Annotated in this window: 13 protein-coding genes; 3 read left to right on the top strand and 10 right to left on the bottom strand. The window is 33.0% G+C overall.

Annotated elements, in window-relative coordinates:
- The first annotated feature begins 158 nt into the window (after window positions 1–158).
- Complete coding sequence (locus E0F76_RS11820; RefSeq protein WP_132006074.1) at window positions 159–2924, top strand: T9SS type B sorting domain-containing protein; 2766 nt, start codon at window positions 159–161, stop codon at window positions 2922–2924.
- A 59-nt stretch (window positions 2925–2983) separates the two neighbouring features.
- On the opposite strand, the gene lgt is transcribed toward E0F76_RS11820, so the two are convergent.
- From lgt to E0F76_RS11795, 5 genes are all read right to left on the bottom strand, one after another.
- Window positions 2984–3937, bottom strand: a complete 954-nt coding sequence (gene lgt / locus E0F76_RS11815) for a prolipoprotein diacylglyceryl transferase (protein ID WP_132006071.1) — start codon at window positions 3935–3937, stop codon at window positions 2984–2986.
- Between the two features lie 55 nt (window positions 3938–3992).
- Window positions 3993–4241, bottom strand: a complete 249-nt coding sequence (yidD, locus tag E0F76_RS11810) for a membrane protein insertion efficiency factor YidD (protein WP_132006068.1) — start codon at window positions 4239–4241, stop codon at window positions 3993–3995.
- A gap of 135 nt (window positions 4242–4376) precedes the next feature.
- Complete coding sequence (gene cysS, locus E0F76_RS11805; protein ID WP_132006065.1) at window positions 4377–5858, bottom strand: cysteine--tRNA ligase; 1482 nt, start codon at window positions 5856–5858, stop codon at window positions 4377–4379.
- A gap of 106 nt (window positions 5859–5964) precedes the next feature.
- On the bottom strand, window positions 5965–6636 hold the full coding sequence (folE, locus tag E0F76_RS11800; RefSeq protein ID WP_132006062.1) for a GTP cyclohydrolase I FolE: 672 nt from the start codon (window positions 6634–6636) through the stop codon (window positions 5965–5967).
- A gap of 125 nt (window positions 6637–6761) precedes the next feature.
- Complete coding sequence (locus E0F76_RS11795; RefSeq protein WP_132006059.1) at window positions 6762–7958, bottom strand: pyridoxal phosphate-dependent aminotransferase; 1197 nt, start codon at window positions 7956–7958, stop codon at window positions 6762–6764.
- Between the two features lie 126 nt (window positions 7959–8084).
- On the opposite strand from E0F76_RS11795, the gene E0F76_RS11790 reads away from it, so the two are divergent.
- Entirely contained in the window at window positions 8085–9410 is a 1326-nt protein-coding gene (locus tag E0F76_RS11790; protein ID WP_132006056.1) for a PDZ domain-containing protein, read from the top strand.
- A 52-nt stretch (window positions 9411–9462) separates the two neighbouring features.
- Here the strand turns inward: E0F76_RS11790 and E0F76_RS11785 are convergent, their stop codons facing one another.
- Together E0F76_RS11785 and E0F76_RS11780 are read right to left on the bottom strand one after the other, a co-directional pair.
- Complete coding sequence (locus E0F76_RS11785; RefSeq protein WP_132006053.1) at window positions 9463–9879, bottom strand: hypothetical protein; 417 nt, start codon at window positions 9877–9879, stop codon at window positions 9463–9465.
- Between the two features lie 17 nt (window positions 9880–9896).
- Window positions 9897–10286 carry a DUF1573 domain-containing protein gene (locus tag E0F76_RS11780; protein WP_132006050.1) on the bottom strand — a complete coding sequence of 130 codons (390 nt, stop codon included), beginning with the start codon at window positions 10284–10286 and terminating at the stop codon, window positions 9897–9899.
- A 244-nt stretch (window positions 10287–10530) separates the two neighbouring features.
- Here E0F76_RS11780 and E0F76_RS11775 point away from each other — a divergent pair, with 244 nt between their 5' ends.
- On the top strand, window positions 10531–13164 hold the full coding sequence (locus tag E0F76_RS11775) for a valine--tRNA ligase (protein ID WP_132006047.1): 2634 nt from the start codon (window positions 10531–10533) through the stop codon (window positions 13162–13164).
- Window positions 13165–13299: 135 nt separating this feature from the next.
- Here E0F76_RS11775 and E0F76_RS11770 read toward each other — a convergent pair whose 3' ends face one another.
- From E0F76_RS11770 to E0F76_RS11760, 3 genes are all read right to left on the bottom strand, one after another.
- On the bottom strand, window positions 13300–14049 hold the full coding sequence (locus E0F76_RS11770; protein ID WP_132006044.1) for a COG4705 family protein: 750 nt from the start codon (window positions 14047–14049) through the stop codon (window positions 13300–13302).
- A gap of 404 nt (window positions 14050–14453) precedes the next feature.
- On the bottom strand, window positions 14454–16559 hold the full coding sequence (locus E0F76_RS11765) for a thioredoxin domain-containing protein (protein ID WP_132006041.1): 2106 nt from the start codon (window positions 16557–16559) through the stop codon (window positions 14454–14456).
- A gap of 332 nt (window positions 16560–16891) precedes the next feature.
- Window positions 16892–17440: a PepSY-associated TM helix domain-containing protein gene (locus E0F76_RS11760; RefSeq protein ID WP_132006038.1), complete on the bottom strand. Its 549-nt coding sequence runs from the start codon at window positions 17438–17440 to the stop codon at window positions 16892–16894.
- Between the last annotated feature and the right edge of the window lie 11 nt (window positions 17441–17451).

Below are 17451 nucleotides of genomic sequence, written 5' to 3'. Positions count from 1 at the left end.
GTCTTTTTTTTTGGATACTATTTTTTAATTTTAAAATTAATATTTGAAATGTTATTCTTTATTCAAATATTAAATTTTATTAAACCTTCAAAATTTATATATTTACTTAATATTTAGATAGATACTCCCAATACGTTACTAACCAAAATCTAGAAGTGATGAAAAACCTTTTTAAAACGGTAATCATTTTGATAATAACTTCAGCCTTATCTACTTCAGGTATATTAGCGAATGTTATAACTACGGAAAATGGTACTACAAGTCTTGCTACTGTTCCACCTGCAGTAACTTCACCAATATATTTATGCCAAAATAGTATGGCATCACCATTAAAAGCAACTCCTTCAGTAGGCGGAACTTTAAATTGGTATCTTACAAATGCACCTATCGAAGTCCCATCTGCAATAGCTCCTACACCAAGTGCTTCTACAGTAGGTTCAACTACTTATTATGTTACTCAAACTATTGGTGGGGTTGAAAGCACACCTCGAACGTCAATAGTTGTAAATGTGGTTGGTGATAATTTGGCGTTTATTGTAAATCCTGGATGTGATCCTGGGCAAATAGTTGCTCCGGCTACAAAATATGATGCTGTTCTTTTTGATTGGGGTAATAGTACACTTATTCCGGATAATTCTTATAATTATACGTATACTACAACTGGTGGTTTGTCAGGATTTGGAAATACAATAGTATCTCATTTTCAAGTTTCCGGTATGTCTCCTGGTCAATCGGCAACAATAGTAGTAACAGCAGCAACTCGCCCCTGTGCTACAAAAACGTGGGAGTGCAGTGTGTCATGTATAACAAATACAAAACCTACTTTTAATCCAATTGCTCCGTTTTGTTCAGGGTCAGCAGCTCCTTTGTTGCCTTTAGCATCAAATGAAGGAATAACTGGCGCTTGGAGTCCAGCATTAGTTAATAATACAACTAGTCTAGTTTATACTTTTACTCCAGACAAAATATTGTTTCCTTGTGCGCTAACGCAAACAATGAACATTACCGTAACTCCGAAAGTAACCCCAACATTTTCTGGAATTCCAGTTTTTGTTTGTCAAGGTGCTACAGCTCCTGTTTTGCCTTTACGCTCGTCTAATCCAACTCCTATAACAGGGACATGGAGTCCTTTTCCTGTTGACACTGCTACATTAGGGACTACAACCTATACTTTTACACCAACACCTGGTCAATGTGTTGTCGCTACTCCCACTACGGTTTCGATAAGGGTTGATCCTGTGCAAATACCCACGTTTTCGCAAGTAGCGCCAATTTGTTCTGGCGCAGCTTTAGCTCCATTACCTGCAACTTCAAATAATAGCGTTACTGGCACCTGGTCTCCTTCTTTGGACAACACTACCACTAAAACGTATACTTTTACCCCAACGGCAGGACAATGCGCGAATGCGGCAACAATGGTTATTACAGTGAATCCAAATATTCTTCCAATTTTCACCCAAGTGAATCCTATTTGTTCAGGAGCTTTTTTGACTCCTCTACCTACAACTTCAAATAATGGAATTACGGGAACTTGGTCGCCAGCTTTGAATAATACTTTAACAAGTACTTATACTTTTACACCGACAACTGGACAATGTGCTACTTTAGCAACAATGACTATTACTGTAAATCTTAAAGTAACGCCAATTTTTACTGCTAGGTCTGCCATTTGTAATGGAGATCCAATAACACCATTGCCGACTACTTCAACAAATGGAATTAATGGATCTTGGTCACCAGCACTCAATAATAAAGCTACTACCACATATACTTTTACACCAACCGCGGGTCAATGTGCTAACCCAACAACCTTAACAATATTGGTAAACTCAATTGCGACTCCGAATTTTGCTATTCTACCTGCTTTATGTTCTGGATCAATTGCTCCAATTTTAGCAACAACTTCGCCTAATGGAATTACTGGAACTTGGTCACCTTCGACTATTAGTAATACTGTGGGACGTAATTATATTTTTACTCCAACGTCAGGACAATGTGCAAATAGCCAAACCTTGAATGTGACAATTACTCCTAGAACAACAACCAATTTTGCAACTATACCTGCATTTTGTGCTGGTAGTACAGCTCCGTTATTAGCTACTACTTCCCCAAATGGAGTAACTGGAACATGGAATCCTGCGACGATTGATAATACTACTAGTAGAAGTTATGTTTTTACTCCAAATACGACAGAATGTGCTACCGTTCAAACTCTTAATGTTGTAGTTACCCCGCTTATAGTGCCTGATTTTGTTGATCTTTCTATTTGTTCAGGAATTATTCCGCCCGCATTAGCTACTACTTCGCCAAATGGAGTCACTGGAACTTGGTTTCCTTCGACTATAAATAATACAAATAGCGGGGCATATGTTTTTACACCAGATGTACCTCAATGTGCAAATGCAAAAAAAATAAATGTTATCGTGAATCCTTCAAATACTCTTGTTAGTATAAGTTGGACGGTTACAAATGCATTTTCATTAAATCAAATCGTTACTATAACAGCAGCTTCTGCAGGAGATTATTTGTATCAAATGGATTCTAACCCTTTTCAAACTAGTTCTGTTTTTGAAAATGTTGCTTCGGGATTGCATTCAATTACGGTTATAGATCCCAATGGTTGTAGTGCTCCAATAACTGAAAATAATATTTTGGTCATCAATTATCCTAAATTTTTCACGCCAAATAATGATGGAAATAATGACAAATGGAATATATTTGACTTGAGTGATCAATTGAATTCAAGAATTTTTATTTTTGATCGGTATGGGAAATTATTGAAAAATATTAGTCCATTAGAAAGTGGATGGGATGGAACTTATATTGGATACCCAATGCCTGCTGATGACTATTGGTTTACTGTTACATACGATGAGGAAAATATGAGCAAAGAATTCAAAGCGCATTTTTCATTAAAGAGATAAAAAGAACAAAGCCCCGAAATTGCGGGGCTTTGTTTATAGTTTTAATAGTCTTTTGAGAATTAAATATGAACAGGCTTTTCAGCTGTAAAAACAAAATACAATCCAATTAATATAAAGGGAATACTTAACCATTGTCCCGTTGAGAATAGCCCTAATGCACTTTCAAAACCTCCTTGACTTTCTTTAACAAACTCTACAATGAATCTCACAACAAATAAAAGTACTAAAAACATTCCAAATAAATAACCGGATTTTTCTCTAGCATCTGTTTTCCAATACAAGTAAAATAAAACTGCAAATACAAAAATATAGCAGAAAGCTTCATATAATTGTGCAGGTTGTTTTGCAGGTACCTGTTGTAATAATCCAGCAAATTGAGGATTATTTGCAATGGCAAAATAAGCTTCTTTTGGAGTCGCTAAATGTGTTGCGTGTACGGCATCATTTGGACTGTAATAGTCTCTAATGAATTTTATTCCGAAAGAAGAATTCGTTTCCTTTCCAATTATTTCAGAATTAAAAAAATTACCCAAACGTACAAAAATAGCGCCACTAGCTACTGGAATTACTATTCGGTCTAAAATCCACATTTGAGGTCTTTTGAGTATTGTTTTGCTATAAAAATACATAGTGAATATAATAGCTATTGCAGCTCCGTGACTTGCAAGACCTCGAAAACCAGTAAATTCCCAACCATTTATAAAATAAAAAAGTGAGGCATTGGGATTTTCTCTTATAGGAAGTAGGATTTCTACTAGATGATTTCGGTAGTATTCCCAATCATAGAAGAAAACATCCCCTAATCTTGCGCCAATTAATGTAGATAAAACGGTCCAAATAAATAAGGAGTCTAATTTTTCTATCGATTCGTTTTCGCGGTCGAAAATGTTTTTCATAATGTACCATCCTAATCCAAAAGCGATTACAAACATTAGGCTGTAATATCGGATTATAAAAAAACCTAAATCAATGCCTTCAGATGGGTTCCATACTATGTTTAATGCGTGTGTCATTGTTTTTTATTTACTGTAAAAATACATTTATTTGTTTTGAATATGATTGTTTTGATCAATGTTTATGTTCGCATTTCTTAGGAGGAACTGGATCATAACCTGTTTTCCCCCATGGATTACAACTTAAAATACGCTTCAATCCTAAAAAGCCTCCATACAGTAATCCATGAGTTTGTAAGGCTTCAATCATGTAAGTGGAACAAGTAGGTTCAAATCTACAAGCTGAGGGTGTAAATGGTGAAATAGCATTTTGGTAAAAACGAACTAATAGAATAAAGGGAAATATGAGGATTTTATTTAACATATTTTTTTTAAAGTATAAAGATAATAGAATCAAGTTCCCAGATTTCAGGATTCAGACTTCATGTTTCAGTTTGATGTTACACACTTTTAACTACTACTGAAAACTTTTTTCTGCTTTCTACTGTCTGAAACCTGTTTACTGAACACTAAATGTAGTTCCTTCTTTACCATCTTTTAGTTGAATCCCTAATACAATCAATTGATCTCTAATTTGGTCAGACATCGCAAAGTCCTTATTGGATCTCGCTTCATTTCGCATTCCGATTAGCATATTTACAACGCCTTCAAGTTTTATGTTATTGTTTCCAACAGCTTTTTCATCTTTTAAACCTAAAACATCAAAGACAAAAGAATGTATTGCTTCTTTGAATGTCTTTAAGTCTTCAGAATTTAGGGTTGCTGAATTGTCTTTTAATAAATTGATAAAGCGTACACCTTCAAATAATTGTGCGATTAAAATGGGACTGTTAAAGTCGTCATTCATAGCGTCATAACAATTTTGTTTCCAGCTTGAAATATCAATACTCGAATTAGTAGTTGCGCTAATCGTTGCTAATCCATCAACGGCTTCCATTAATCTATAGAATCCTTTTTCGGCAGCAAGAATAGCATCGTTAGTAAAATCAAGATTGCTTCTGTAATGCGCTTGAAGTATGAAAAATCGAGCGACACTCGGTGAGAAGGCTTTACTTAAATTTGGATTTTCACCTGTTAGAATTTCTCTTGGTAAAATGTTGTTTCCTGTTGACTTGGCCATTTTCTTTCCATTTAGCGTCAGCATATTAGCGTGCATCCAATAATTTACAGGCGTATGACCGGTACAAGCTTCATTTTGTGCAATTTCACACTCGTGATGTGGGAATTTTAAATCCATTCCGCCACCATGTATGTCAAAATGATTGCCCAAATATTTAGTACTCATCGCAGTACATTCTAAATGCCAACCCGGAAAACCATCACTCCAAGGCGAAGGCCAACGCATGATGTGTTGCGGTTCAGCTTTTTTCCAAAGAGCGAAATCTTGTGCATTTTTTTTATCACTTTGTCCATCTAAATCTCTAGTGTTCGACAACATATCTTCGATATTTCGTCCACTTAAAATCCCGTAATTATTGGTTTTGTTGTATTTTATTACATCAAAATAAACGGAGCCATTTACTTCGTAAGCAAATCCATTGTCCATAATATTTTTGACTATTTCGATTTGCTCAATGATATGGCCAGTTGCGGTAGGCTCTATACTAGGAGGTAAAAAGTTGAATAAACTTAGAATGTCATGAAAGTCAACAGTGTATTGTTGTACCACTTCCATAGGTTCTAATTGCTCAATTCGAGCTTTTTTAGCAATTTTATCTTCTCCATCATCCACATCATCCACAATATGACCTACATCAGTAATGTTTCGAACATATCGTGTTTTGTATCCAAGATGTAAAAAATACCTAAAAATCACATCAAACGACATGAAAGTCCTTACATTTCCTAGGTGAACATTACTATATACTGTAGGACCACAAACATACATTCCTATATTTCCTTCGTTTATTGGTGAGAAAATTTCTTTTTCTCCAGAAAGAGAATTGTATATTTTTAATGTTTGGGATTTATATAAAGGCATTGTCGTTTTTTTGGTTTAATCGGTTAAATGATTAATCGTTTAATGTGTTGTAATGGTTTCTCTTTAACGTGTTTAACCAGTTAAGCAAATAACCAGTTAAGCAAAACTAAAATTTAGTTTCCAATTTTATATAATCCAACAATTCTCTTCGTGTTTGCTCATTTTTAAATTTACCACCAAATTCCGAAGTAACTGTACTGCTTTCGATGTCTCTAATTCCTCTTGAATTAACACAAAGATGTTTGGCGTCAATTATACAAGCAACATCTTCAGTTCCTAATGCAAGTTGTAGTTCTTGAACAATTTGCATAGTTAAACGCTCTTGTACTTGAGGCCTTTTGGCATAAAATTCAACAATTCTATTAATTTTTGAAAGTCCAATAACTCGGCCATTCGAGATATAAGCAACGTGAGCTCTACCAATTATGGGAAGTAAATGGTGTTCGCATGTTGAATAAAGAGTAATGTTTTTTTCGACAAGCATTTCCCCGTATTTGTATTCATTTTCGAATGTAGAAGCGTTTGGTTTTTTGGTAGGATTAAGTCCACCGAAAATTTCTTTTACAAACATTTTTGCAACACGATTAGGTGTTCCTTTTAGGCTATCATCGGTTAAATCCATCCCAAGAGTTAAAAGGATGCTTTCTACATCTTTTTTTATTTTTTCGATTTTTACTTCATCAGTAATATCAAAAGCATCATCTCTTATTGGGTTTTTTGCAGATGAACTTAAATGATCGTTTCCTATTTCGTCCTGAAATTCTTCGTTATTTATCATTAAAAGGGTCAATTATATGTGAAATAAATTAAGTAGCAAATATAAATAATAAAAGCCTAAGAATTTCTATGGCTTTTACTATTTAATTTTATGTGTTTTAGGACTAAAATCCTTATAAAACAAGATTATTTTTTAGCATTATAAACTAATATGGCTTCTTTTAAAATGTGAACTGCTTTGATTAAATCTTCTTTTTTCAAAACATAAGCAATTCGAACTTGATTTAGTCCCATGCCTGGTGTCGAGTAGAATCCTGCAGCAGGTGCTACCATTACAGTTTCGCCATCTAATTCGTAACTGTCAAGTAACCATCGAGCAAAATCTTCAGTGTTATCTACTGGCAATTGAACAATACAATAAAAGGCAGCCTTTGGCTTATTGACAACAACTCCTTCGATTTTAAGTAGTTCATTGATTAAAGTGTCTCTTCTTTCTTTGTATTCCTCGATTACTTCATCAAAATAACTTTGAGGAGTATCTATTGCCGCTTCGCAAGCAATTTGTTCAATAGTTGGAGGGCATAATCGAGCTTGTGCAAATTTCATCGCTGTGGCAATTACGTCTTTGTTTTGGGTAACCATACATCCAATTCGCGCGCCACACATACTGTATCTTTTAGATACAGAGTCAATCATGATAACATTTTGCTCTTTTCCTTCTAAGTTCATTACAGAGAAAAAAGGATCGCCATCATAAATGAATTTACGGTAAACTTCGTCAGAGATTAAAAACAAATCATATTTTTTAACCAAATCACCTAGTTGTCTTATTTCAGTTTCAGAATATAAATTACCAGTTGGATTGCTTGGGTTACAAATTAATATTGCTTTTGTTCTAGGCGTTATGGCTTTTTCAATAACCTCAATTGAAGGTAAAGCAAAACCATTTTCAATTGTTGTACTTACAGCAACAACCGTAGCACTTGATTCTTCTGAAAAGGCATGGTAATTAGCATAAAAAGGTTCAGGGATAATAATTTCATCCTCCGGATCCATTATACTTCCTAATGCGAATAGCAAAGCTTCAGAGCCTCCAGTAGTAATCATGATATCTTCAAAGCTGATAGCAATGTCTTGATCTACATAAAACTGTGCCAGTTTTTTTCGGTAACTTTCATAACCTGCTGATGGACCATATTCAATGATATCTAAATCAATATTTTTTATCGCGTCAATGGCGATTTTTGGGCTTTTTATATCAGGTTGACCTATGTTTAAGTGGTATACTTTTAGGCCTTTACTGAGTGCTATATCGGCAAATGGAGCCAATTTTCGAATTGGTGATTCAGGCATTCTTCTACCTCTGATAGAAATGTTTGGCATAATATTATTTATTGAAATGCAAATTTGCGATTTTTTTTCGAATTTTTTAGCTTCAATACTCTTATTTGTAGCATAAATATAGTGTAATCCTTGATTTTTAATTAACTTTAATCCAATCTATTTTCAATGAAACTAAAACTTATTTTACTTTTTCTCTTTCTTGTCACCTTGCCTAGTTTAGGTCAAGAAGGGTTTCAGTTTGAAAAAGAGATCGAGAAAGTAGTCATTCCATTTAAATTCATTAATAATTTAATATTTATTCCTTTAAAAGTCAATGGCATTGAGTTGAATTTTTTATTGGATTCAGGTGTGGAAGAAACGATTCTATTTAGTTTGGGAGATAATACAGAAGTGCGCTTTTTTAATGTTGAAAAAATTACATTAAGAGGTTTGGGTAGCGAATCTTCTGTTGAAGGGTTGAAATCAACCAATAATACTTTAGAAATAAATGGTTTGAAATCAACTGACCATTTGTTGTATGTAGTCTTAGACCAAAGTTTTAATATTTCCTCACATATTGGGATTCCAGTGAATGGAATTATTGGATATTCATTTTTGAAAAACAATTTAGTTGATATAAATTATCGAAAAAAAAAGATATCAGTTTATAAAAGCAATAAAAAAATTAATCGAAAAATTGATAAAAAATACGAGAGATTACCAATAACTATAGAACGTTCAAAACCTTATGTTTTTTGTGATGTGACTATTGATTCTATCAAGATTCCTTTGAAATTATTGATAGATATTGGCAATGGTGATGCGATTTGGCTTTTCGAAAATGATTTCATTGGAGTCACAATTCCTGAGAAAAATTTTCAAGATTATTTAGGAAAAGGGTTTAGCGGAGATGTCGAAGGAAAAAGAGCCAAAATTAAAGATTTTTCAATTTCAAAATTTCAATTTCAAGGCCCAATTGCTGCTTTTCCAGACTCCAGTTCAATAAAGAGTGTAAAAATGGTTCAGGATCGCGCTGGTTCTGTTGGTTCAGAAATTTTGAAAAGATTTAATATTGTTTTAGATTATAGTAACGGTAATTTGTTTTTAAAGAAAAATCTAAATTTCAAAGACCCGTTTCATTATAACAAAAGTGGTATAGAAGTACAACATAATGACTTACAGTGGGTAAAGGAAACGGTTTCGCTTGAAACACCAATATCTGGAGTTTCTTATGACCCGAGTAGTAGTAATATTACAAATAATTTCAAATATAAATTTGTTTTAAAACCAATTTATGAAATCTCAAATGTAAGAAAAGGTTCTACAGCAGATCTTAGTGGTTTACAAAAAGGAGATATAATAATTAGTATTAATAAATTGAAAACCTATAGATTTACTTTACAAGAAATTCAGTCTTTTCTAAAACCTGATGAAGAAAAATGGATGACATTTGAAGTTGAAAGAGACAATCAGATTTTGATTATAAAATTTAAATTGTTTAATGTTTTATAAAAAGATATCGCTTCTTGAAATTCTTCATGAAGCGATATTAATATTTGAGTTGTTATTTTCTAGTATACAAATTGTCAAACCCGTCATAATAATCATCTGATAACAATATATTTATAGGATTTATTTTCTCGATCGTCATTTCGGTATTGTTAGAAAAAATAAGGCTGTTCTTAATTGTATTGTCGTGAATGCATTTTTGAGTGCTCATTTTATAAGTTCCTTGACTTGTTATACTTCCATTGGTGTAAATAGTATAATTAAAGTCACTTGTCATTATTAATTCTATCGAATTACCAGTAGATTTTGGTGTATTGGTAACCCCAGCAATTCCTCCAGATGATGAAACCCAAACCCAAGTTGCTGATAGACTGTTGCCTTCATTATTGGAGTCGTTTTGATCCGTACAAGAAGTTAAAATTAGCAGTAAAAACAGTAATCCAATACCTTTAAAGTAAATTAGTATTTTCATAACCTATTTTTTAATAATTAATCAGCTATCACTTCTCCTTTTATTTTAAGTGGAATTCTTCCATTGTCATAATTTACAGCATTCGATTCTACCGTAATCGTTTTTCTAATTGGACCCTCTGTCAAATTGTATTTGATGACAATTTTATCACTTTTTCCTGGTAAAATTGGTTCTGATGGTTTGGATTGAATCGTAAATCCTGATGTAGAAAGTACATTAGATATAATTAAAGAAGCGTTTCCAGTATTGGTGAATTCAAAGATACGAATACCAGAATCACCATTTTTAGTTATGGTTCCATAATCTATAGTATTGTCTTTTGCCTTAAACTCAATTTTAGCACCAGATTGTGCAAAACCAAAACTACTGATTAATAAAATTGCTATAATGAGAGTAATGTTTTTCATTTGTATGTTTTTTAAATTTAGGGTTAGTAAAAATACTTCTTTTAATTAAGTGTACAATTATTTATTTCTCTTTTTATACTGTACTTAATTATTTACTTTTGTGCACTATATTAAATTACAAAAATCAGACCAAAGTATAAATGGTTTATTTGGTTAACTGTTTAATCGGTTATTTGAGTGATAATAAACGACTAAATATTTTAGTAATTTAAACGAATTAAAGATAAAACGAATCAACAATACAATGACAATTCCTGCACAATTTGACGCAAAAACCATTGAAAATAAGTGGTATGCCTACTGGATGAAAAATAATTATTTTCACTCAGAACCAGACCACAGAACTCCATATACTATTGTAATTCCACCACCAAATGTTACTGGAGTTTTACACATGGGACATATGCTGAACAATACTATTCAGGATGTTTTGATACGTCGTGCTCGTCTAAAAGGATTTAACGCTTGTTGGGTTCCTGGAACAGATCACGCTTCAATTGCTACTGAAGCCAAGGTGGTTGCCAAATTAAAATCAGAAGGAATTAATAAAGCCGATTTAAGTCGTGAAGAATTTTTGAAACACGCTTACGATTGGACGGACAAATATGGAGGAACCATCCTAGAACAATTGAAACAATTGGGTTGCTCTTGTGATTGGGACAGGACGAAATTTACTATGGATCCTGATATGTCAGCCTCCGTAATCAAATCTTTTGTGGATTTATACAATAAAGGATTGATTTATCGTGGATACCGAATGGTAAACTGGGATCCGGAAGCTAAAACGACCTTGTCCGATGAAGAAGTAATATACGAAGAACAACAAGGAAAATTATATTTCCTTAACTATAAAATAGAGGGTTCTGAAGAATTTTTGACTGTAGCAACGACACGTCCCGAAACTATTTTTGGGGATACAGCTATTTGTATCAATCCAAATGACGAACGTTTTGCTCATTTAAAAGGAAAAAAAGCGATTGTGCCCATTTGTGGCCGTGTGGTACCCATTATTGAAGACGAATATGTCGATATCGAATTTGGAACAGGTTGTTTGAAAGTGACACCTGCTCACGATATGAATGATAAAACATTAGGTGTAAAACACAATCTAGAAATCATCGATATTTTCAATGAAGATGCAACAGTAAATAGTTTTGGTTTGCATTATCAAGGAAAAGATCGTTTTGTAGTTCGTGATGAAATAGCCAAAGAATTAGAAACAATCGGTGCATTGGCGAGGACCGAAATCCATTTGAATAAAGTAGGAACTTCGGAAAGAACGAAAGCCGTAATCGAACCTCGTTTGTCCGATCAATGGTTTTTGAAAATGGAAGATTTGGTAAAACCAGCAATCCAATCCGTTTTAGTAGATGGCGATGTGAAATTGCATCCCACTCGTTTTAATAATACTTATGCTCATTGGCTGAACAATATTCGTGATTGGAATATTTCGCGTCAATTGTGGTGGGGACAACAAATTCCTGCTTATTTCTACGGTGACGGAAAAGAAGATTTCGTTGTTGCTGAAAACATTGAAGATGCGTTGGCTTTAGCCAAAGAAAAAACCAACAACCAACAACTTACAACCAACAACCTTCGTCAAGACGTTGATGCGTTAGATACCTGGTTCTCTTCTTGGTTGTGGCCAATGTCGGTTTTTGGTGGAATTATGGATCCTGAAAACGAAGATTTCAAATACTATTATCCAACCAATGATTTGGTTACTGGTCCAGATATTTTGTTTTTCTGGGTCGCACGAATGATCATTGCAGGTTATGAATATACGGGTAAAAAACCATTTTCGAATGTATATTTGACCGGTTTAGTGCGTGACAAACAAAGACGTAAAATGTCGAAATCCTTAGGGAATTCACCAGAACCATTAGAGTTAATTGAAAAATTTGGTGCTGACGGAGTTCGTGTAGGTTTGCTTCTGAGCGCTTCTGCAGGAAACGATATTATGTTCGACGAAGAATTATGCAATCAAGGAAAAGGCTTTACGAATAAAATATGGAATGCCTTTAAACTGATAAAAGGTTGGGAAGTATCGGATGCTATTCCACAACCGGAATCTTCAAAAGTTGCGATAGAATGGTATGAAGCCAAATTGCAACAAACACTTTTGGAAATCGAGGACAATTTCGAAAAATACAGAATTTCCGAAGCTTTAATGGGAATTTACAAACTCGTTTGGGATGATTTCTGTTCTTGGTTCTTGGAAATGATAAAACCTGCTTACCAACAACCAATTGACAGCGCAACTTTGGAGAAAGCCATAGAAATGTTGGAAAATAATATGAAATTATTGCATCCGTTTATGCCGTTTTTGACGGAAGAAATATGGCAATTATTGGCAGAAAGAACACCAGAAGAAGCATTAATCGTTTCGACTTGGCCAAAAATGAAACCATTCAATGCGCAATTAATAACTGATTTTGAAAACACTATCGAAGTAATTTCTGGAATTAGAACCATTCGTAAAGACAAGAACATTCCGTTCAAGGATACGATTGAATTGAAAGCCATTAATAATGATGCGGCTTCTACATATTTTGATTCAGTGGTGACCAAATTAGGAAACATAACCTCTTTAGAATACGTTTCGGATAAAGTAGATGGTGCTTTGTCTTTCCGTGTAAAATCGAATGAATATTTCATCCCGATTACAGGAAATATAGATGTTGCTGCTGAAATTGAGAAATTAACTACCGAATTGGTTTATACTCAAGGTTTTTTGAAATCTGTTCAAAACAAATTATCTAACGAAAAATTTGTAAACGGCGCGCCAGAGAAAGTTTTGGCAAACGAAAGACAAAAAGAAGCGGATGCATTGGCAAAAATTGAAACGCTAGAAAATAGTTTGGCTGGGTTAAAATAAGGATTTTAGTTTTTAATAGAGATATCCCATCTTATTGTAAAAAATGAGATGGGATATTAGTTTTATATTTGAACATTTTTTTTCAGTAAAATAGATTGTATCAAGCACTAAAAAATAGTAAATAAAACACAGTAATCAAAGGGGCTTTTTGTAGCGACTTATTGTTATATAGGAAACGGAAGCAATTATTACAATAAAAAAGACACTATTTATTGTTGCTACAGAAATTCCAAGACCACCATCTTTTGGAACTTGAATAAATAAATCACCCAATAAATCACCAATTGGTCTGGTTACAATAAAAGCGATCCAAAATGCTAAAACAGCATTTATAATTTTGAAATAGTAAAATACGCCGGCGATAATAAAAATCAAACCAAAAATTATTAAAGAGTAAAAATAGCCAACGTTGAAATACTCAGATACCGTATCTCCAACTCCAGTTCCTAAAGCAAATGTGGTTAAAACTATAATCCAATAAAATTTTTCTCTGTTATCATTATTTATATCATGAATGGAAAGTGTTTTTTCTTTCTTATACCAAAAGTAAAATAATAAGACCATTGCAATGGTGAAAACTACATCCAAAGTCACTAAAGAGACACTTGATTTTTCAACCAAGAGATCAGTTATTAAAGTTCCTTCGATACTCATCATTACAATTAAGGACCAATAGGAAGTGGGATAATATTTTTTTTGTTTAAAATTCCAAATAGTAACTAAAATGGTAATTACACCCATTAATATTACTGTATTTATTAAGCCAAATTTTAAGTTTACCGAAACATAATCAGCTGCAGTTTCTCCAACTGTCGTTGAAAATATTTTAATAATCCAAAATAAGATGCCTAAACTAGCTACTCTATTAATTGCTTCTTTTTTCATAATTGATGTCATTTCATTATTCATTTAATTAATACATGCAAATATGGTAATCAATTCTATTTTAATTTTGTAGTGTTGTTTTTATACTACATTTTTAGATTTTCTTTATACAATAGTACCAAATGCTGTCGAGCTGTAGAAGTCAACAGATTAATTTTCATAACTATACAAAGTTGTGGTCTATTGCAGATTAAAACCTTACATAATAAATAATAATTGTTTCCTATTTAGAAGAAAGTTTTGGCTAACGAAATACAAAAGAAGCCGAAGATTTGGTTAAAATAAAAACGCTGGAAAATAGCAGGCTAGGTTGAAATCGCAACAGCTATCCTTTTTTATAAATTTAAAATCCCAATTCTGAAATAATTGTAGAATTGGGATTTTTAGTTTATAATGCTTAAAATTTATTTGTTAATCTGTTTCATTGCTTCATCAACAGTGGTCGTTGGTGCCTTACATGATTTATTGGTACAAACATAAATAATCGTTTTAGTAGCAATGAGTTTGTCTTTTAATAAACTTAGTGTTCCTTCATTTTTACCTCCTAAAAATAAAGAATTGGGCAAATAATAGGTTGAAAAATCTTTTCTTACTAATTCTGCATTGTTACCAACAATGGCGATTTCAGTTGGTGGTGAAATAAATTGCAATTCTAAACTGCCCCAATTGGAATAGTAACGAATGTTTTTGTGTGTATCATTTTTAACATTCAAAAGCATTTGCTTTGATTTAGAAGTATAATCTTCATTGTCGAAAAATAAGCCTAGTTGAAACAAATTTTTCGCCATTTGTGAATTCGACGAGGGAATTACATTGTCTGCAATTTCCATTTTTCTAGAAATTAAATTTGAAAATTGATTGTGTGTGTAGAAAAACATTCCTGTTTTGGCATCAAAAAAATGTTTAATACTATAATCGGTTAGTTCTTTTGCTTTGTTGAGATAACTTTCGTCAAAAGTGGCTTGGTAAACAGCAATAAATGCCGAAATGGTAAAAGCATAATCATCTAAAAGTCCATTGATTGTAGCAGAATTGTTTTTGAAATTTCGTTTCAATTCACCATCTTTTTGAACTATTTTTTCAAGTAAGAAATTAGTGTTTTTCGTCGCTTTGTTTTTGTATTTTTCATCACCAAAAGCTTCATAAGCATCGATATATCCTTTAATCATCAGCCCATTCCAAGATGTTAAAATCTTATCATCCAATCTTGGTTTTATTCTTTTTGAACGCACTTTTAACAGCTTTTTTTTAGCTTCTTCAATTTTAGATTGAATTTGTGTTGTCGTTAAATTGTATTTTTTTTCGAGATGCTCTTCCTTCAAACTTTTATACAATATATTATTTCCTTTTTCCCAATTTCCAGATTTAGAAACATGGAAATAATCTATAAATAAGGGAGCTTCTTTGCCTAAAGTGGCGGTAATTTCTTTTGCTGTCCATACGTAATATTTGCCTTCTTCGCCTTCACTATCGGCATCTAAGGAAGAATAAAATCCACCGTTGGCTGCGGTTAATTCTCTTTCTACAAATGCTATAGTATTTTCAACTACAGTTTTATACAAAGGATTTTTTGTTACTTGATAGGCGTGGGAATATAAACTGACTAATTGCGCATTATCATAAAGCATTTTTTCAAAATGTGGGGCTTTCCAATCTACATCTGTTGAATATCTTGAAAATCCACCACCCAGTTGGTCATAAATACCGCCAAAGGCCATGTTGTCAAGAGTAATAGTTACCGCTTTTAAAGCTTCGGCGTTTTTAGTTAGATAATTGTATTGCAATAAAAACTCCCAATTAGATGGCATAGGGAATTTTGGAGCTCTATTTTCTCCTCCTTTTTTAAAATCAATACTGGTTTTCCATTGGTTAAAAATAGTGTTGATGTCCTCAATTGTAGCAAAAGATTTTTCATTTGAAAATGTAATTGTTTCTGAATTATTAATGCCTTCTGTCACTTTCTGTGCTTGTTCTTCTAAGGATTTTGGATTTTTAGATTGAATGTCTACAAAATAAGCCAACATTTCTAACCAACTTTTTTTAGGGAAATAAGTGCCTGCATAAAAAGGTTTTCCATTGGATAATGCCAAAGCGTTCAAAGGCCAACCGCCACTTCCTGTTAATAGCTGTGAAGCAGTCATATAAATTTGATCTACATCGGGGCGTTCCTCTCTATCTACTTTTATACAAACAAAATGTTCGTTCATGTATTTTGCAACTTCAACATCTTCAAAACTCTCCTGTTCCATCACATGACACCAATGGCAAGCTGCATAACCAATACTTATCAAAACTAATTTATTTTCCTCTTTTGCTTTCTGAAAAGCTTTGTCACCCCAGGGATACCAATTTACAGGATTGTGGGCATGTTGCAATAAATAAGGGCTGCTTTCATGTATCAGTTCGTTAGTATATGGAAAGGCTTCTTTTTTAGATTCTTTATTTTGCCCTTTGCAGGAAGAAAATAGCAAGCTTAAAATGACAAATGATAGTAGTGTTTGTTTTTTCATTATTTTAGGTAATTTTTTTGCAGTTTTATTTCTCGCCAAATTTGTTTTAATTTATAAGGCGGCATAGGTAGTTCCCAATTGTAAAAAGGATAGTTTTTGGAGAAATGTGCGTTATATTAGTGAAACGCGGTGGCACAATTTTTATAACTATTTTTGATCAACCATAAAAGTTCTCCAATTTTTAAAATATCTTCTGGTTCTTTTTACTAAAAGGTTTCTTTGTTTTAGTAGCTAATGTATGAATTAATTAATGAAAATCCAGTACTACATTTTTTCCAAAAACAAAAAAATCCATGTTGCCACGGATTTCTATAATAGAATATACTAGTTTTTTACCCAAACAAAATCAAAAATAACAAAGGAAAAACAAGACCAGCAACTGCCAATTTCCAACCTCGGTTTCTCCAACTGAATTTACCTGCTTTAATCATGATTGTTCCTGTCAAAGCGATTGTAATTAAACTTAATGCGAAGATATCAGAATAATAAATCCAGAAATTAGAGGTGTTTTTATGTATAAACATAGCCTGACTTACAATCGGTGTTTTAATAAAAGAGACAATTTCGCCTTTTCCCGTTTTCATATCAATTTCGACATCGTGTTTCTCAAAAGAAATTTTAAAAGTTTCCTTTTTTACCATTTGACGTCTCATTTTGTCATCAATGCCTAGTTTCTTTCCTAATTCTTTAGCAAAGGCATCGTTGATAGCGCTTTCTTCAGGAAGTTGTACTTCTATAGCTTTGGTTTCAGTAGTATATTTTTCAGGATGCCAAGATTCTCTGTGGTTCATCATTAGACCAGAAAAGGCAAAGGACACAATCAGTCCGATATAAAAATAACCTAAATCGCGGTGTAGGTTTCTGAGAATGATTTTTTTCATTATGAATTAAG

The sequence above is a fragment of the Flavobacterium cellulosilyticum genome (assembly GCF_004349355.1).
Lineage (GTDB): Bacteria > Bacteroidota > Bacteroidia > Flavobacteriales > Flavobacteriaceae > Flavobacterium > Flavobacterium cellulosilyticum.
The sequence above is the reverse complement of the archived record's forward strand: the minus strand, read 5'-3'. Positions and strand labels throughout refer to the sequence as shown.